Origin of the sequence: Streptococcus mitis, from assembly GCF_003942695.1 — a bacterium.
In the GTDB taxonomy this organism is placed as follows: domain Bacteria; phylum Bacillota; class Bacilli; order Lactobacillales; family Streptococcaceae; genus Streptococcus; species Streptococcus mitis_BD.
Map to the genome: position 1 here is coordinate 102,489 of NZ_RJNU01000005.1, position 16,430 is coordinate 118,918.

Below are 16,430 nucleotides of genomic sequence, written 5' to 3' on the forward strand. Positions count from 1 at the left end.
TATCCCGAGCCTTAAAATGAAAAGGCGAGGAAGCTAGAACTAGCATAAAATCAGGCTTTCCGAGTTTTCGGAGAGCCTATTTTTTTGTTTTGATACCCATAATTCTTTGTTACTAGTGTAGATGAATTTTGTGAGCGACATTATTTTTCCTAAGTGGAAAATTTCTAAAATATGGTATAATGAACAGATAGAGAAGTTGGGGGTAAAAGATGAATATTCAACAATTACGCTATGTTGTGGCCATTGCCAATAGTGGTACTTTCCGTGAAGCTGCTGAAAAGATGTATGTTAGTCAGCCGAGTCTATCTATTTCTGTGCGCGATTTGGAAAAAGAGCTGGGTTTTAAGATTTTCCGTCGGACGAGTTCAGGAACGTTTTTGACCCGGCGTGGTATGGAATTTTATGAGAAAGCGCAAGAATTGGTCAAAGGCTTTGATGTTTTTCAAAATCAGTATGCCAATCCTGAAGAAGAAAAGGATGAATTTTCCATTGCCAGCCAGCACTATGACTTCTTGCCACCAACCATTACGGCCTTTTCAGAGCGTTATCCTGATTATAAGAACTTCCGTATTTTTGAATCAACTACTGTTCAAATTTTAGACGAAGTAGCCCAAGGGCATAGTGAGATTGGGATTATCTACCTCAACAACCAAAATAAAAAGGGCATCATGCAACGGGTTGAAAAGCTTGGTTTAGAAGTTATTGAACTAATTCCTTTCCAGACTCACATTTATCTTCGTGAAGGCCATCCTTTAGCACAGAAAGAGGAATTGGTCATGGAGGATTTAGCTGATTTGCCAACGGTTCGTTTCACTCAGGAAAAGGATGAGTACCTTTATTATTCAGAGAACTTTGTCGACACCAGCGCGAGCTCGCAGATGTTTAATGTGACGGACCGTGCTACTTTGAATGGTATTTTGGAGCGGACGGATGCTTATGCGACAGGTTCAGGATTTTTAGATAGTGACAGTGTTAATGGAATCACAGTCATTCGTCTCAAGGACAATCTAGATAACCGCATGGTCTATGTCAAACGTGAGGAAGTGGAGCTTAGTCAAGCTGGGAATCTTTTCGTTGAGGTCATGCAAGAATATTTTGATCAAAAGAGGAAATCATGAAAAAAAGAGGAATAGTGGCAGTCATTGTACTGCTTTTGATTGGGTTGGATCAGTTGGTCAAAAATTATGTTGTCCAACAGATTCCACTGGGTGAAGTGCGCTCGTGGATACCCAATCTTGTTAGCTTGACCTATCTGCAAAATAGAGGAGCAGCCTTCTCCATGCTACAAGATCAGCAGTGGTTATTTGCTGTCATTACACTGGTCGTCATGGTAGGAGCCATTTGGTATCTACATAAGCACATTGAAGATTCTCTGTGGATGGTTTTTGGACTGACTTTGATAATCGCGGGAGGTCTGGGCAACTTTATCGACAGAATGAGTCAAGGTTTTGTGGTGGATATGTTTCACCTAGACTTTATCAACTTTGCTATTTTCAATGTGGCTGACAGCTATTTGACAGTTGGTGTGATTGTTCTATTGATTGCAATGCTTAAAGAGGAAGTAAATGGAAATAAAAATTGAAACTGGTGGGCAACGTCTAGACAAGGCTCTGTCGGACCTGACAGAATTGTCACGTAGTCTCGCGAATGAACAAATCAAGGCTGGACAAGTCTTGGTGAATGGGCAAGTAAAAAAAGCTAAATACACTGTCCAAGAGGGCGATATCGTCACCTACCATGTGCCAGAACCGGAGGTTTTAGAGTATGTAGCTGAGAATCTGCCACTCGAAATCATCTACCAAGATGAGGATGTAGCCGTTGTTAACAAACCTCAGGGGATGGTGGTTCATCCGAGCTCCGGTCATACCAGTGGAACCTTGGTCAATGCCCTCATGTACCATATCAAGGACTTATCAGGTATCAATGGTGTTCTTCGCCCAGGTATCGTTCACCGCATTGACAAGGATACGTCTGGTCTACTCATGATTGCGAAAAATGATGAGGCCCATTTAGCACTCGCTCAAGAACTCAAGGATAAAAAGTCTCTCCGCAAATATTGGGCGATTGTTCATGGCAATCTTCCCAATGATCGTGGTGTGATTGAAGCACCGATTGGTCGGAGTGAAAAAGACCGTAAGAAACAGGCTGTGACTGCTAAAGGGAAGCCGGCAGTGACGCGTTTTCACGTCTTGGAACGTTTTGGTGATTATAGTTTAGTGGAGTTGCAACTCGAAACAGGGCGTACCCACCAAATCCGTGTTCATATGGCTTATATCGGCCATCCAGTCGCTGGTGATGAGGTCTATGGTCCTCGTAAAACCCTGAAAGGACATGGACAATTCCTCCATGCTAAGACTCTAGGTTTTACCCATCCGAGAACAGGTGAAACCTTGGAGTTCACAGCAGATATTCCAGAGATTTTTAAAGAAACGCTGGAAAGATTGCGTAAAACTGAGAATAGATAAAAGAGTTGAGATGCCTTGTCTCAACCTTTTTCATTTCAAGTCTTTTCTATTTTAAAGCATTCATGTTATAATGGATAAATATGAAGAATCGGAGTGAGAATATGAAGTACAAACGAATCGTCTTTAAGGTAGGGACCTCCTCCTTGACAAATGAAGACGGGAGTTTATCAAGAAGTAAAGTAAAGGCAATTACCCAGCAATTGGCTATGCTGCATGAAGCTGGGCATGAGTTGATTTTGGTGTCATCTGGAGCAGTAGCGGCAGGGTTTGGAGCTTTGGGCTTTAAAAAACGTCCGACCAAGATTGCAGATAAACAAGCTTCGGCTGCAGTTGGTCAGGGACTTTTGTTGGAGGAATACACAACCAATCTCCTCATGCGCCAGATCGTTTCTGCACAAATCTTGCTGACACAGGATGATTTTGTAGATAAACGTCGCTATAAGAACGCCCACCAGGCCTTGTCTGTATTGCTTCATCGTGGGGCAATTCCCATCATCAACGAGAATGACGGTGTCGTCATTGATGAGCTCAAGGTGGGGGACAATGATACTCTGAGTGCCCAGGTGGCGGCAATGGTTCAAGCAGACCTTTTGGTTCTCTTGACAGATGTGGACGGTCTTTATACTGGAAATCCCAACTCAGATCCAACAGCTAAACGTCTTGAGAAAATCGAGACTATCAATCGTGAGATTATTGATATGGCTGGTGGAGCAGGTTCGTCAAATGGTACTGGGGGTATGCTGACAAAAATAAAAGCTGCTACGATTGCTACGGAGTCAGGTGTGCCAGTCTATATTTGCTCTTCCTTGAAATCAGATGCCTTGATCGAGGCAGCGGAGGAGACTAAGGATGGATCCTACTTTGTTGCGCAAGAGAAGGGACTTCGTACCCAGAAACAATGGCTGGCCTTCTATGCTCAAAGTCAGGGAACGATTTGGGTAGATGGTGGAGCTGCAGAGGCACTTTCAAAAAACGGGAAAAGTCTCCTTTTATCAGGCGTGGTAGAAGTGGAAGGAAACTTCTCCTACCACGATATTGTCACAGTAGCAGATAAAGAAACAGGTCAATCTCTTGGAAAGGGACGTGTCCAATTTGGTGTCTCAGCCCTAGAAGATATGCTCCGTTCTCAAAAAGCTAAGGGAGTCTTGATTCACCGTGATGACTGGATTTCCATTACTCCTGAAATCCAGCTGCTCTTTACAGAATTTTAGAGGTAAACGATGGTAAGTACACAAGAACAATTCGAACAGGTACAGGCTGTTAAGAAATCAATCAATACTGCCAGTGAAGCAGTGAAAAACCAAGCCTTGCTAGCCATGGCTGATCATTTGTTGGCAGCTACTGAGGAGATTCTAGAGGCCAATGCTCTGGATATGGCAGCGGCCAAAGGTGAAATCTCAAATGTTATGCTAGACCGTCTTTATTTGGATGCGGGACGTATAGAAGCGATGGCAAGAGGGATTCGTGAAGTGGTTGCTTTACCAGATCCTATTGGTGAAGTCCTAGAAACAAGTCAGCTTGAAAATGGCTTGGTTATTACTAAGAAGCGTGTGGCCATGGGGGTTATTGGGATTATCTATGAAAGTCGTCCAAATGTGACGTCTGATGCGGCTGCTTTAGCTCTCAAGAGTGGCAATGCGGTCGTTCTTCGTAGTGGTAAGGGCGCCTACCAAACAGCTCATGCTATTGTCACAGCCTTGAAGAAGGGCTTGGAGACGACTACCATTCATCCAGACGTGATTCAACTAGTGGAAGATACTAGCCGTGAAAGTAGCTATGCCATGATGAAGGCCAAGGGCTATCTAGATCTTCTCATTCCTCGTGGAGGCGCTGGGTTGATTAATGCCGTAGTCGAAAATGCTATTGTGCCAGTTATTGAGACAGGGACTGGTATTGTCCATGTCTATGTTGATAAGGATGCAGACGAAGACAAGGCTCTGTCTATCATCAAAAATGCTAAAACCAGCCGTCCTTCTGTCTGTAATGCTATGGAGGTCTTGCTGGTTCATGAAGACAAGGCAGCAAGCTTCCTTCCTCGCTTGGAACAAGTTCTGGTTGCAGAGCGTAAGGAAGCTGGACAGGAACCAATTCAATTCCGTCTAGATAGCCAAGCAAGTCAGTTTCTTTCAGGTCGAGCAGCTGAGGCTCAGGATTTTGACACCGAGTTTTTAGACTATGTCCTAGCTGTTAAGGTCGTGAGCAGTTTAGAAGAAGCAGTTGCGCATATTGAAGCCCACAGTACCCATCATTCGGATGCCATTGTGACAGAAAATGCTGAAGCTGCAGCCTACTTTACAGATCAAGTGGATTCAGCAGCGGTTTATGTCAATGCTTCGACTCGTTTCACTGATGGTGGGCAATTTGGTCTTGGATGTGAGATGGGGATTTCTACTCAGAAACTGCATGCGCGTGGTCCAATGGGCTTGAAAGAGTTGACTAGCTACAAGTATGTGGTTACTGGTGACGGACAGATAAGGGAGTAAGAGATGAAGATTGGATTTATCGGTTTGGGGAATATGGGTTCTAGCTTGGCCAAGGCTGTCTTGCAGGCCAAGACGGGTGAACAGATTCTCCTTGCCAATCGTAGTCAAGCAAAAGTAGATGCTTTCATCACTAATTTCGGCGGTCAGGCTTCCAGCAATGAGGAAATTTTTGCAGAAGCAGATGTGATTTTTCTAGGAGTTAAGCCTGCTCAGTTTTCTGAACTGCTTGCTCAATATCAGACCATCCTTGAAAAGAGAGAAAGTCTTCTTTTGATTTCCATGGCGGCTGGATTGACCTTGGAAAAACTAGCGAGTCTTCTGCCAAGTCAACACCGGATTATTCGCATCATGCCCAATACTCCAGTGGCTATCGGCCAAGGAGTGATTAGTTATGCCATGTCAGCAAATTGTCGTGCTGAGGACAGTGAGCTCTTTTGTCAGCTTTTAGCCAAGGCTGGTCTCTTGATTGAGCTGGAGGATGGCTTAATCGATGCTGCGACAGGTCTTGCAGGCTGTGGACCAGCCTTTGTCTACCTTTTTATTGAGTCTTTAGCAGATGCGGGTGTGCAGACAGGATTGCCCCGAGAAATGGCCTTGAAAATGGCAGCCCAAACAGTAGTCGGCGCTGGACAAATGGTCCTCGAAAGTCAACAACATCCTGGAGTATTGAAAGACCAAGTTTGCAGCCCAGGAGGTTCGACTATCGCGGGTGTAGCAAGTCTGGAAGAACATGCCTTTAGAGGTACAGTCATGGATGCAGTTCAGCAAGCCTACAAACGAACACAAGAATTAGGTAAATAAGAGGTTGGATGACTCCCAGCCTCTTTTATGGTCGATTGAATGGAGAAGACACAAAAAAGATTGTCACAAAAACCTATTTTTTTGATAGAATAGAAGTAGTAAAAAAGAAATGAGTTAGACATGTCAAAAGGATTTTTAGTCTCTCTTGAGGGACCAGAGGGAGCAGGAAAGACCAGTATTTTAGAGGCTCTGCTACCAATTTTAGAGGAAAAAGGAGTAGAAGTGTTGACGACCCGTGAGCCAGGTGGAGTCTTGATTGGGGAGAAGATTCGTCAAGTGATTTTGGATCCAAGTCATACTCAGATGGATCCTAAAACGGAACTCCTTCTCTATATCGCCAGTCGCAGACAGCATTTGGTGGAAAAAGTTCTGCCTGCACTTGAAGCTGGCAAGTTGGTCATTATGGACCGCTTCATTGATAGTTCCGTTGCTTATCAAGGATTTGGTCGTGGCTTGGATATTGATGCCATTGATTGGCTCAATCACTTTGCGACAGATGGCCTCAAACCCGATTTGACACTTTATTTTGACATTGAGGTGGAAGAAGGGCTGGCTCGCATTGCTGCTAATAGTGACCGCGAGGTCAATCGTTTGGACATGGAAGGCTTAGACTTGCACAAAAAAGTTCGTAAAGGCTACCTTTCTCTTCTGGACAAAGAAGGAAATCGCATGGTCAAGATTGATGCGAGTCTTCCTTTGGAGCAAGTTGTGGAAACAACCAAGGCTGTCTTATTTGACAGAATGGGCTTGGCTAAATGAAACAAGAACAACTAAAAGCTTGGCAGCCAGACCAGTTTGACCGCTTTGTCCGTATCCTAGAACAAAACCAGCTCAATCATGCCTATCTCTTTTCAGGTTTCTTTGGAAGCTTGGAAATGGCGCAGTTTTTGGCTAAGAGTCTTTTTTGTACGGATAAAGTAGGCGTTTTACCATGTGAGAATTGCCGAAACTGCAAGCTGATTGAACAGGAAGAATTTCCCGATGTTACTTTAATCAAGCCAGTCAATCAGGTCATCAAGACAGAACGCATTCGGGAATTGGTGGGACAGTTTTCTCAAGCAGGGATTGAAAGTCAACAACAGGTTTTTATTATCGAGCAGGCGGAGAAAATGCATCCCAACGCAGCCAATTCTCTGCTCAAGGTCATCGAAGAACCCCAGAGTGAAGTTTACATTTTCTTCTTGACCAGAGATGAGGAAAAGATTTTACCAACTATCAGAAGTCGGACCCAAATTTTCCACTTTAAGAAACAAGAAGAAAAACTCATTCATCAATTAGAGCAAGCAGGTCTGGTCAAGAAAAAAGCGACCTTCTTAGCCCAGTTTAGTCAATCGCGAGCTGAAGCCGAGAAATTGGCAAATCAGGCAAGTTTTTGGACCTTGGTAGATGAGAGTGAACGCTTACTGACATGGTTATTAGCCAAGAAAAAAGAGAGTTATCTTCAGGTTGCTAAATTAGCCAGTGTGGCAGATGACAAGGAAAAACAAGATCAGGTCTTGCGAATTCTCGAAGTGCTCTGTGGACAGGATCTTCTCCAAGCAAGAATAAGAGTGGTTCTGCAAGATTTGCTAGAAGCTAGAAAAATGTGGCAAGCCAATGTCAGCTTTCAAAATGCCATGGAATACCTGGTTTTGAAGGAAATATAAACTCAATGAAGAATAAAGAAAGGAAAGGGCTGGTTTATGGACAAAAAAGAATTATTTGATGCACTAGACGATTTTTCCCAACAGTTACTAATGACCTTGGCCGATGTGGAAGCCATCAAGAAAAATCTCAAGAGCCTAGTAGAGGAAAATACAGCTCTTCGCTTGGAAAATAGTAAGTTGCGCGAACGCTTAGGCGAGGTGGAAGCAGATACACCCGTTAAGGCCAAGCATGTTCGTGAAAGTGTCCGCCGAATCTATAAAGACGGGTTTCACGTATGTAATGATTTTTATGGACAGCGCCGAGAGCAGGACGAGGAATGTATGTTCTGTGATGAGTTGTTATATAGGGAGTAAGCATGCAGATTCAAAAAAGTTTTAAGGGACAATCTCCCTATGGCAAGCTTTACCTAGTGGCAACGCCGATTGGAAATCTAGACGATATGACCTTTCGTGCCATTCAGACCTTGAAAGAAGTGGACTGGATTGCAGCTGAGGACACGCGCAATACAGGACTTTTGCTCAAGCATTTTGACATTTCCACCAAGCAGATCAGTTTTCACGAGCACAATGCCAAGGAAAAAATTCCTGATTTGATTGGTTTCTTGAAAGCAGGGCAAAGTATTGCTCAGGTATCCGATGCGGGTCTGCCTAGTATCTCGGATCCTGGTCATGATTTGGTCAAGGCAGCTATTGAGGAAGATATTGCAGTAGTGACAGTTCCAGGTGCTTCTGCAGGGATTTCTGCCTTAATTGCCAGTGGCCTAGCACCACAGCCACATATCTTTTACGGTTTCTTACCGAGAAAATCAGGCCAGCAAAAACAATTTTTCGACTTGAAAAAAGATTATCCTGAAACTCAGATTTTCTATGAATCGCCCCATCGTGTGGCAGATACGCTAGAAAATATGCTAGCAGTTTACGGTGACCGCTTGATAGTCTTGGTTAGAGAATTGACCAAAATCTATGAAGAATACCAACGAGGAAAGATTTCTGAATTGCTGGAAAGCATCGCTGAAACGCCACTCAAGGGCGAATGCCTTCTCATCGTTGAAGGTGCCAGTCAAGATGTGGAAGAAAAGGACGAGGAGGACTTGTTCTTAGAAATCCAAGCCCGCATTCAGCAAGGCATGAAGAAAAACCAAGCTATTAAAGAAGTTGCGAAACTCTACCAGTGGAACAAAAGCCAGCTCTACGCTGCTTACCACGACTGGGAAGAAAATGACTAATACTCTTCGAAAATCAAATCCAAACCGCGTTAACGTCGCCTTGCCGTACTCAAGTACAGCCTGCGGCTAGTTTCCTAGTTTGCTCTTTGATTTTCATTGAGTATAAATAGGGAAGTTTGCCTTCTTCCCTTTTTTTGTTATACTAGTAAAAGAAAAAATTAGAAAGATTTGTGGGAGTGAAAAAGTCCTGTCGACTTTTTCAGTCTGAGCCTAGAAACTCGAAATCTCGTAAGTTCAGTTTGCTTTTTCAATGTGAATCTTGTCTTCACACTCCCAAAGAGGTATTAGTGTCGTGTCTCAATCTTATATCAATGTTATCGGAGCGGGATTGGCTGGTTCTGAAGCAGCCTACCAAATCGCAGAGCGTGGTATTCCAGTTAAACTCTATGAAATGCGAGGCATCAAGTCAACGCCCCAGCACAAAACAGACAATTTTGCAGAGTTGGTTTGTTCCAATTCCTTGCGTGGAGATGCTCTGACAAATGCTGTTGGGCTTCTCAAGGAAGAAATGCGTCGTTTGGGTTCTGTTATCTTGGAATCAGCAGAAGCTACACGTGTTCCTGCAGGCGGTGCCCTTGCGGTGGATCGAGATGGTTTCTCCCAGATGGTGACCAAAAAAGTGGCCAATCATCCCTTGATTGAAGTGATTCGTGATGAAATTACAGAATTGCCAACTGATGTTATTACAGTTGTCGCTACTGGTCCTTTAACCAGCGATGCCCTAGCTGAAAAGATTCATGCCCTTAATGACGGCGATGGTTTCTATTTCTACGACGCGGCGGCGCCTATTATCGACGTCAACACCATCGATATGAGCAAGGTTTATCTCAAGTCTCGTTATGATAAGGGAGAGGCGGCCTACCTCAATGCGCCAATGACTAAACAAGAATTTATGGATTTCCATGAAGCCTTGGTCAATGCGGAGGAAGCTCCGCTGAATTCTTTTGAAAAAGAAAAGTACTTTGAAGGATGTATGCCTATCGAAGTCATGGCCAAGCGTGGCATTAAAACCATGCTCTATGGACCGATGAAACCAGTTGGTCTGGAGTACCCAGACGACTATACGGGGCCTCGTGATGGCGAATTCAAAACACCGTACGCTGTTGTCCAACTTCGTCAGGACAATGCGGCTGGTAGCCTCTACAATATCGTTGGTTTCCAAACCCACCTCAAATGGGGAGAACAAAAGCGTGTCTTCCAAATGATTCCAGGTCTTGAAAATGCTGAGTTTGTCCGTTATGGAGTCATGCACCGCAATTCTTACATGGATTCACCTAATCTTCTTGAGCAGACTTACCGTTCTAAGAAACAGCCCAACCTCTTCTTTGCTGGTCAAATGACGGGTGTGGAAGGCTATGTTGAGTCAGCAGCTTCAGGCTTGCTTGCAGGTATTAACGCGGCTCGACTCTTCAAGGGTGAAAGTGAGGCTATCTTCCCAGAGACAACAGCGATTGGCAGTCTGGCTCATTACATCACCCATGCTGACAGCAAACATTTCCAACCAATGAACGTCAATTTCGGGATCATCAAGGAGTTAGAAGGCGAGCGTATCCGTGATAAGAAGGCTCGTTATGAAAAAATTGCAGAGCGCGCTCTTTCTGACTTAGAGGAATTTTTAACGGTCTAATTTTTTTGAAAGAATTGCTCATGGTACTATAAAAATCTAAGAAATTGTGATAAAATAGGTAGGATAAAAAAAGGAGAGTAAAAATGGCTAACCCCAAGTATAAACGTATTTTAATCAAGTTATCAGGTGAGGCTCTTGCAGGTGAACGTGGCGTAGGGATTGATATCCAAACAGTTCAAAAAATTGCAAAAGAGATTCAAGAAGTTCATAGCTTAGGTATCGAAATTGCCCTTGTTATTGGTGGAGGAAATCTCTGGCGCGGAGAACCTGCTGCAGAAGCAGGAATGGACCGCGTTCAGGCCGATTACACTGGAATGCTTGGGACCGTGATGAATGCTCTTGTGATGGCAGATTCATTGCAACAAGTTGGTGTCGATACGCGTGTACAAACAGCCATTGCCATGCAACAAGTGGCAGAACCTTATGTACGTGGACGTGCCCTTCGTCACCTTGAAAAAGGCCGTATTGTTATCTTTGGTGCTGGAATTGGTTCACCTTACTTCTCAACAGATACAACAGCAGCCCTTCGTGCAGCTGAAATCGAAGCGGATGCCATTCTTATGGCTAAAAATGGCGTAGATGGTGTTTACAATGCCGATCCTAAGAAAGACAAGACAGCTGTTAAATTTGAAGAATTGACCCACCGTGACGTTATCAACAAAGGTCTTCGTATCATGGATTCAACAGCTTCAACCCTCTCTATGGACAACGACATTGACTTGGTTGTCTTTAACATGAACCAACCAGGCAACATCAAACGTGTCGTATTTGGTGAAAATATCGGAACAACAGTTTCAAACAATATCGAAGAAAAGGAATAAGAAAATTATGGCTAACGCAATTGTAGAAAAAGCTAAAGAGAGAATGACCCAGTCTCACCAATCACTTGCTCGTGAATTTGGAGGTATCCGTGCCGGTCGTGCCAACGCAAGCTTGCTAGACCGTATCCACGTAGAATACTATGGAGTTGAAACTCCTCTTAACCAAATCGCTTCAATTACTATTCCAGAAGCGCGTGTCTTGTTGGTAACACCATTTGACAAGTCTTCATTGAAAGACATCGAACGTGCCTTGAACGCTTCTGATCTTGGTATTACACCAGCTAATGACGGTTCTGTGATCCGCTTGGTTATCCCAGCTCTTACAGAAGAAACTCGTCGTGACCTTGCCAAAGAAGTGAAGAAGGTCGGTGAAAATGCTAAAGTGGCTGTCCGCAATATCCGTCGTGATGCTATGGATGAAGCTAAAAAACAAGAAAAAGCAAAAGAAATCACTGAAGACGAACTGAAGACTCTTGAAAAAGATATTCAAAAAGTAACAGACGATGCTGTCAAACACATCGACGACATGACTGCCAACAAAGAAAAAGAACTCTTGGAAGTCTAAAATTAAACAGAAAAACTCAGTTGGCATTGCTGGCTGAGTTTTATTCGAAAGAAGGAAATATGAATACAAATCTTGCAAGTTTTATCGTTGGACTCATCATCGATGAAAATGACCGTTTTTACTTTGTGCAAAAGGATGGTCAAACTTATGCTCTTGCTAAGGAAGAAGGCCAACACACAGTAGGGGATACAGTCAAAGGTTTTGCCTATACCGATATGAAGCAGAAACTCCGCTTGACCACTCTAGAAGTGACTGCCACTCAGGAACAATTTGGCTGGGGAACGGTAACAGAAGTTCGTAAGGACTTGGGTGTTTTTGTCGATACCGGTCTACCTGATAAGGAAATCGTTGTGTCACTCGATATCCTTCCTGAGCTCAAGGAACTCTGGCCTAAGAAAGGTGATAAACTCTACATCCGTCTTGAGGTGGACAAGAAAGACCGAATCTGGGGACTCTTGGCTTATCAAGAAGATTTCCAACGTCTGGCTCGTCCTGCCTACAACAACATGCAGAACCAAAACTGGCCAGCCATTGTTTATCGTCTCAAGCTATCAGGGACCTTTGTCTATCTACCAGAGAATAACATGCTTGGTTTTATCCATCCTAGCGAGCGCTACGCAGAGCCACGTTTGGGACAAGTGTTAGATGCGCGGGTCATTGGTTTCCGTGAAGTGGACCGTACTCTTAATCTCTCGCTCAAACCACGTTCCTTTGAAATGTTGGAAAATGATGCCCAGATGATTTTGACCTACTTGGAAAGCAATGGCGGTTTCATGACCTTAAATGATAAGTCATCTCCTGATGACATCAAAGCAACCTTTGGTATTTCTAAAGGTCAGTTCAAGAAAGCTCTCGGTGGCTTGATGAAGGCTGGCAAAATCAAGCAAGACCAGTTTGGTACAGAGTTGATTTAAGCCTTATAGACATGATAAAGAAACTTGAAGAAATGAGTTTAGAGGAACTCTGGCAACTTTTTCCTATTTTTCTAGTAGAGCACAAATCAGAGTGGGGAGACTGGTATGAATTGGAAAAAACAAATTTGAAAAAAATATTGGGTGCAAATGTTATTAAAAGAATAGAACATATCGGTAGCACTGCTATCCCTAATATTTGGGCCAAGAATATCGTTGATATTCTATTAGAAGTAGGTAGAATAGAGGATTTAGCAAGAGTTAGGGATTTATTGGTGAAGAATGGGTGGCTAGTGATGTCGGAAAGTCCTAACAGGATTTCACTAAATAAAGGCTATACAGAGCAGGGATTTGCTGAGAAAGTTTTTCATCTACATTTGCGAATGACGGGAGATCATAACGAGATTTATTTTAGAGATTATCTCTGCCAGCATCCAGATATTGCCCAAGCGTATCAGGAATTAAAACTAAGTTTGTGGAAAAAATTTGAACACAATCGTGATGCCTATACAGATGCGAAAACAGATTTTATAAACCACTACGTTTCAGAGGCTAAGTCCAGTAATTTTCAAGAATCAGAAAAGTGTCATCAAAAAACTCTTGATAGGAGAAAGAATTGAGAAAATCATTTTACACTTGGCTCATGACTGAGCGCAATCCTAAAAGTAATAGTCCCAAAGCCATTTTGGCAGACCTCGCTTTTGAGGAGTCAGCCTTCCCAAAACACACGGATGATTTTGATGAGGTGAGTCGCTTTTTGGAGGAGCATGCCAGTTTCTCTTTTAACCTAGGAGATTTTGATGCCATCTGGCAAGAATACTTAGAACACTAGAGACAATGAGATGAGGCTAGTATTTTATTGTTCTCTTTGCTATAATAAAAAGAAATAAACGGATTAGAGAGGTTCTTTATTTGAAGGAACATTCAATAGACATTCAACTGAGTCATCCAGATGACCTGTTTCATCTTTTTGGATCCAATGAGCGCCATCTTCGTTTAATGGAAGAAGAGCTCGATGTGGTGATTCATGCCCGTACGGAGATTGTCCAGGTTTTGGGAGAAGAGACTGCCTGTGAGGAAGCCCGTCAGGTTATCCAGGCTTTGATGGTCTTGGTGAATCGAGGAATGACGGTTGGCACACCAGATGTGGTCACTGCGATTAGCATGGTCAAAAACGATGAAATCGACAAGTTTGTCGCCCTTTACGAAGAAGAAATTATCAAGGACAATACTGGGAAACCGATCCGTGTCAAAACTTTGGGTCAAAAGCTTTATGTGGATAGTGTCAAACAGCATGATGTGACCTTTGGAATCGGACCTGCAGGGACAGGGAAGACCTTTCTTGCAGTGACCTTGGCAGTGACTGCCCTTAAACGTGGGCAAGTCAAGCGGATTATCCTCACTCGACCAGCAGTGGAAGCAGGTGAGAGTCTAGGTTTTCTTCCGGGTGATCTCAAGGAGAAGGTCGATCCTTACCTTCGACCTGTTTACGATGCCTTGTATCAGATTCTCGGAAAAGATCAAACGACCCGTCTCATGGAGCGTGAGATTATCGAAATCGCGCCCCTTGCCTACATGCGTGGTCGGACCTTGGATGATGCCTTTGTTATTCTCGATGAGGCGCAAAATACGACCATCATGCAGATGAAGATGTTCTTGACTCGTTTAGGTTTTAATTCTAAGATGATTGTCAATGGAGATATTAGTCAGATTGACCTGCCACGAAATGTCAAGTCCGGTTTGATTGATGCCCAAGAAAAGCTCAAGAATATTCACCAAATCGACTTTGTTCATTTTTCAGCTAAGGATGTGGTTCGCCATCCAGTTGTCGCTCAGATTATCCGAGCCTATGAACCAGCTCCAGTTAAAAATGAAGAAAAGAAGGAAGAGACAGAATAGCAAAAAAAGAGCAGTTCAATTTGAACTGCTCTTTATCGTATCTGTGTTAATTAGTTAATGGCTTTAGACAAGTTCATCAATCGAAGTGTAATCCTTATCTAGCCCTGCGGCAACTGGGAGGCTAGTTAAGTAACCTTGATAAGTGGTCACACCTTGACGCAAGCCCTCATCTTCAGCAATTGCTTGTGCGAATCCTTTGTCAGCCAATGCTTCGATATAAGGAAGGGTGACATTGGTCAGGGCAATGGTCGAAGTACGGGCAACCGCACCAGGGATATTGGCAACGGCATAGTGGAGAACACCGTGTTTTTCATAGACTGGTTCATCATGCGTGGTCACACGGTCAGCTGTTTCGATAACACCACCTTGGTCAACAGCAACGTCAACGATGACAGAGCCTGGACGCATTTGTTTGACCATCTCGTCTGTCACCAATTTCGGAGCTTTAGCACCAGGGATGAGAACGGCTCCAATCACCACATCAGCATCTCTCACACTTGCTTCAATGTTAAATGAATTGGACATAAGAGTTTGGATTTGGTTACCAAAGACCTCTTCTAGGACTGAGAGACGTTTGGCACTGATATCAAGAATGGTCACTTGAGCACCAAGCCCCAAGGCGATGCGGGCAGCATGTGTACCAACGACACCGCCACCGATGATGGTTACTTTTCCTTTTGGAACACCCGGTACCCCACCAAGTAGGACACCAGAACCACCAGCTTGCTTGGTAAGGAAATGAGCTCCGATTTGAACAGCCATACGACCTGCAACCTCACTCATAGGAACGAGGAGCGGTAGTTGTCCTTGATTGTCACGAACAGTTTCATAGGCAATTCCTGTTGTTTTGGCTGCTAACATAGCATCTGCTAATTCTGGCGCAGCGGCCATGTGCAAGTAGGTGAAGAGGAGCAGGTCGTCGCGCAAGTACCCATATTCAGAACTTAAAGGTTCTTTTACTTTCACGACTAACTCAGCTGCCCAAGCTTCGCCAGCAGTAGCGACAATCTCAGCACCTTGCTTTTGATAGTCCGCATCAGTAAAGCCTGAACCAAGACCAGCATTTGTTTCGATGAGGACGCGGTGACCACGGCTAACTAAGCTATAAACACCAGAAGGTGTGAGGGCAACACGGTTTTCATTGTTCTTAATTTCTTTTGGGATTCCGATTAACATAGAGATAACCTACCTTTCAATTGACGGTATTGTTTTAGTTGTCACATTCCAGTTCATAAATGAAAAATGTGATGGTTTTATTGTATATGAAACCGCTTCAAAAATCAAGAAAAACTTGTCATCCAAATTTATTTATGCTAGACTAGTGAGAATCAAGCTCTAATGGAGGAAAAAGCATGGAATCAATATTTGTGAAATTTGCCCAGTATCCATCTATAGAAACGAAGCGTTTATTGCTCCGACCTGTAACCTTGGACGATGCAGAAGCCATGTTTGAGTATGCTTCAGACAGTGAAAATACACGCTACACTTTTCCAACAAATCAAAGCTTAGAAGAAACTAAGAACAACATTGCTCAGTTTTACTTGGCTAGTCCCTTGGGACGGTGGGGAATCGAACTAAAAAGCAATGGTCAGTTTATTGGTACCATTGACTTGCACAAGATCGATACTGTTCTTAAGAAGGCAGCCATTGGTTACATTATCAATAAAAAATATTGGAATCAAGGATTGACGACAGAAGCCAATCGTGCCGTGATTGAGCTGGCTTTTGAGAAGATTGGAATGAACAAGTTGACTGCTCTTCACGATAAAGACAATCCCGCATCAGGAAAGGTCATGGAGAAATCAGGTATGCGTTTTTCACATGCAGAACCATATGCTTGTATGGACCAGCATGAAGAAGGCCGAATCGTTACAAGAGTTCATTATGTATTGACCAAGGAAGACTATTTTGCAAATAAATAAGCAGTTGAAAAGAAATTTTCGACTGTTTTTTTCTTTCTCTTGCGAATAATCTAAGAGAGGAGAA

At 43.5% G+C, this 16,430-nt stretch carries 19 protein-coding genes and 1 pseudogene; 18 read left to right on the forward strand and 2 right to left on the reverse strand.

Annotation, left to right across the window (positions count from 1 at the left end; all coding sequences use genetic code 11):
- Positions 1-145: 145 nt before the first annotated feature.
- Positions 146-217: pseudogene (locus D8852_RS10170) on the reverse strand (AraC family transcriptional regulator); the annotation flags it as partial.
- Here D8852_RS10170 and D8852_RS05405 point away from each other — a divergent pair.
- The 17 genes from D8852_RS05405 (at position 210) to D8852_RS05485 (ending at position 14,444) form a co-directional block, all read left to right on the forward strand.
- Positions 210-1,118, forward strand: coding sequence for a LysR family transcriptional regulator (locus tag D8852_RS05405; RefSeq protein ID WP_061416603.1), 909 nt, complete (start codon positions 210-212; stop codon positions 1,116-1,118). The pseudogene D8852_RS10170 and the gene D8852_RS05405 sit on opposite strands and share 8 nt — an antisense overlap.
- Positions 1,115-1,582, forward strand: coding sequence for a signal peptidase II (gene lspA / locus D8852_RS05410; protein ID WP_125425841.1), 468 nt, complete (start codon positions 1,115-1,117; stop codon positions 1,580-1,582). The genes D8852_RS05405 and lspA overlap by 4 nt, the downstream gene beginning before the upstream one ends.
- Positions 1,566-2,465 carry an RluA family pseudouridine synthase gene (locus D8852_RS05415; protein WP_125425839.1) on the forward strand — a complete coding sequence of 300 codons (900 nt, stop codon included), beginning with the start codon at positions 1,566-1,568 and terminating at the stop codon, positions 2,463-2,465. The genes lspA and D8852_RS05415 overlap by 17 nt, the downstream gene beginning before the upstream one ends.
- Before the next feature lie 101 nt (positions 2,466-2,566).
- Positions 2,567-3,676: a glutamate 5-kinase gene (gene proB, locus D8852_RS05420; RefSeq protein ID WP_221762948.1), complete on the forward strand. Its 1,110-nt coding sequence runs from the start codon at positions 2,567-2,569 to the stop codon at positions 3,674-3,676.
- Positions 3,677-3,685: 9 nt separating this feature from the next.
- Complete coding sequence (locus D8852_RS05425; protein WP_125425835.1) at positions 3,686-4,948, forward strand: glutamate-5-semialdehyde dehydrogenase; 1,263 nt, start codon at positions 3,686-3,688, stop codon at positions 4,946-4,948.
- Between the two features lie 3 nt (positions 4,949-4,951).
- Positions 4,952-5,749: a pyrroline-5-carboxylate reductase gene (proC, locus tag D8852_RS05430; protein ID WP_125425833.1), complete on the forward strand. Its 798-nt coding sequence runs from the start codon at positions 4,952-4,954 to the stop codon at positions 5,747-5,749.
- Between the two features lie 120 nt (positions 5,750-5,869).
- Entirely contained in the window at positions 5,870-6,508 is a 639-nt protein-coding gene (gene tmk / locus D8852_RS05435) for a dTMP kinase (protein WP_125425831.1), read from the forward strand.
- Positions 6,505-7,395, forward strand: coding sequence for a DNA polymerase III subunit delta' (locus tag D8852_RS05440; RefSeq protein ID WP_125425829.1), 891 nt, complete (start codon positions 6,505-6,507; stop codon positions 7,393-7,395). Before tmk ends, D8852_RS05440 begins: the two co-directional genes overlap by 4 nt.
- 36 nt (positions 7,396-7,431) lie before the next feature.
- Positions 7,432-7,749, forward strand: a complete 318-nt coding sequence (yabA, locus tag D8852_RS05445) for a DNA replication initiation control protein YabA (protein WP_061453525.1) — start codon at positions 7,432-7,434, stop codon at positions 7,747-7,749.
- Positions 7,750-7,751: 2 nt separating this feature from the next.
- On the forward strand, positions 7,752-8,621 hold the full coding sequence (gene rsmI, locus D8852_RS05450) for a 16S rRNA (cytidine(1402)-2'-O)-methyltransferase (RefSeq protein ID WP_125425827.1): 870 nt from the start codon (positions 7,752-7,754) through the stop codon (positions 8,619-8,621).
- 292 nt (positions 8,622-8,913) lie between these two features.
- Complete coding sequence (gene trmFO, locus D8852_RS05455) at positions 8,914-10,248, forward strand: methylenetetrahydrofolate--tRNA-(uracil(54)-C(5))-methyltransferase (FADH(2)-oxidizing) TrmFO (RefSeq protein WP_125425825.1); 1,335 nt, start codon at positions 8,914-8,916, stop codon at positions 10,246-10,248.
- Between the two features lie 83 nt (positions 10,249-10,331).
- Complete coding sequence (gene pyrH, locus D8852_RS05460; protein ID WP_000002989.1) at positions 10,332-11,069, forward strand: UMP kinase; 738 nt, start codon at positions 10,332-10,334, stop codon at positions 11,067-11,069.
- Between the two features lie 7 nt (positions 11,070-11,076).
- The gene (gene frr, locus D8852_RS05465; RefSeq protein ID WP_001262236.1) at positions 11,077-11,634 is read left to right on the forward strand and encodes a ribosome recycling factor; all 558 of its coding nucleotides are present in this window, start codon (positions 11,077-11,079) and stop codon (positions 11,632-11,634) included.
- 59 nt (positions 11,635-11,693) lie between these two features.
- Positions 11,694-12,548: an RNA-binding virulence regulatory protein CvfB gene (gene cvfB / locus D8852_RS05470; protein WP_125425823.1), complete on the forward strand. Its 855-nt coding sequence runs from the start codon at positions 11,694-11,696 to the stop codon at positions 12,546-12,548.
- Positions 12,549-12,559: 11 nt separating this feature from the next.
- Positions 12,560-13,165, forward strand: a complete 606-nt coding sequence (locus D8852_RS05475; RefSeq protein ID WP_125425821.1) for a GrpB family protein — start codon at positions 12,560-12,562, stop codon at positions 13,163-13,165.
- Positions 13,162-13,377, forward strand: coding sequence for a YozE family protein (locus D8852_RS05480; protein WP_001232084.1), 216 nt, complete (start codon positions 13,162-13,164; stop codon positions 13,375-13,377). Before D8852_RS05475 ends, D8852_RS05480 begins: the two co-directional genes overlap by 4 nt.
- Before the next feature lie 80 nt (positions 13,378-13,457).
- Positions 13,458-14,444 carry a PhoH family protein gene (locus D8852_RS05485; RefSeq protein ID WP_125425819.1) on the forward strand — a complete coding sequence of 329 codons (987 nt, stop codon included), beginning with the start codon at positions 13,458-13,460 and terminating at the stop codon, positions 14,442-14,444.
- A gap of 63 nt (positions 14,445-14,507) precedes the next feature.
- On the opposite strand, the gene ald is transcribed toward D8852_RS05485, so the two are convergent.
- Positions 14,508-15,620, reverse strand: a complete 1,113-nt coding sequence (gene ald, locus D8852_RS05490; RefSeq protein WP_125425817.1) for an alanine dehydrogenase — start codon at positions 15,618-15,620, stop codon at positions 14,508-14,510.
- 176 nt (positions 15,621-15,796) lie between these two features.
- Between ald and D8852_RS05500 the strand changes: the two genes are divergently transcribed.
- A complete protein-coding gene (locus D8852_RS05500; protein WP_125425815.1) occupies positions 15,797-16,366 on the forward strand; it encodes a GNAT family N-acetyltransferase in 570 nt (189 codons plus the stop codon).
- The last annotated feature ends 64 nt before the right edge of the window (positions 16,367-16,430 follow it).

What these genes read in the sequence shown, in the direction of transcription:
- D8852_RS05405 (WP_061416603.1), top strand. Translation starts at nt 210, where the DNA reads ATGAATATTCAACAATTACGCTATGTTGTGGCCATTGCCAATAGTGGT.
- lspA (WP_125425841.1), top strand. Translation starts at nt 1,115, where the DNA reads ATGAAAAAAAGAGGAATAGTGGCAGTCATTGTACTGCTTTTGATTGGG.
- D8852_RS05415 (WP_125425839.1), top strand. Translation starts at nt 1,566, where the DNA reads ATGGAAATAAAAATTGAAACTGGTGGGCAACGTCTAGACAAGGCTCTG.
- proB (WP_221762948.1), top strand. Translation starts at nt 2,567, where the DNA reads ATGAAGTACAAACGAATCGTCTTTAAGGTAGGGACCTCCTCCTTGACA.
- D8852_RS05425 (WP_125425835.1), top strand. Translation starts at nt 3,686, where the DNA reads ATGGTAAGTACACAAGAACAATTCGAACAGGTACAGGCTGTTAAGAAA.
- proC (WP_125425833.1), top strand. Translation starts at nt 4,952, where the DNA reads ATGAAGATTGGATTTATCGGTTTGGGGAATATGGGTTCTAGCTTGGCC.
- tmk (WP_125425831.1), top strand. Translation starts at nt 5,870, where the DNA reads ATGTCAAAAGGATTTTTAGTCTCTCTTGAGGGACCAGAGGGAGCAGGA.
- D8852_RS05440 (WP_125425829.1), top strand. Translation starts at nt 6,505, where the DNA reads ATGAAACAAGAACAACTAAAAGCTTGGCAGCCAGACCAGTTTGACCGC.
- yabA (WP_061453525.1), top strand. Translation starts at nt 7,432, where the DNA reads ATGGACAAAAAAGAATTATTTGATGCACTAGACGATTTTTCCCAACAG.
- rsmI (WP_125425827.1), top strand. Translation starts at nt 7,752, where the DNA reads ATGCAGATTCAAAAAAGTTTTAAGGGACAATCTCCCTATGGCAAGCTT.
- pyrH (WP_000002989.1), top strand. Translation starts at nt 10,332, where the DNA reads ATGGCTAACCCCAAGTATAAACGTATTTTAATCAAGTTATCAGGTGAG.
- frr (WP_001262236.1), top strand. Translation starts at nt 11,077, where the DNA reads ATGGCTAACGCAATTGTAGAAAAAGCTAAAGAGAGAATGACCCAGTCT.
- cvfB (WP_125425823.1), top strand. Translation starts at nt 11,694, where the DNA reads ATGAATACAAATCTTGCAAGTTTTATCGTTGGACTCATCATCGATGAA.
- D8852_RS05475 (WP_125425821.1), top strand. Translation starts at nt 12,560, where the DNA reads ATGATAAAGAAACTTGAAGAAATGAGTTTAGAGGAACTCTGGCAACTT.
- ald (WP_125425817.1), bottom strand. Translation starts at nt 15,620, where the DNA reads ATGTTAATCGGAATCCCAAAAGAAATTAAGAACAATGAAAACCGTGTT.
- D8852_RS05500 (WP_125425815.1), top strand. Translation starts at nt 15,797, where the DNA reads ATGGAATCAATATTTGTGAAATTTGCCCAGTATCCATCTATAGAAACG.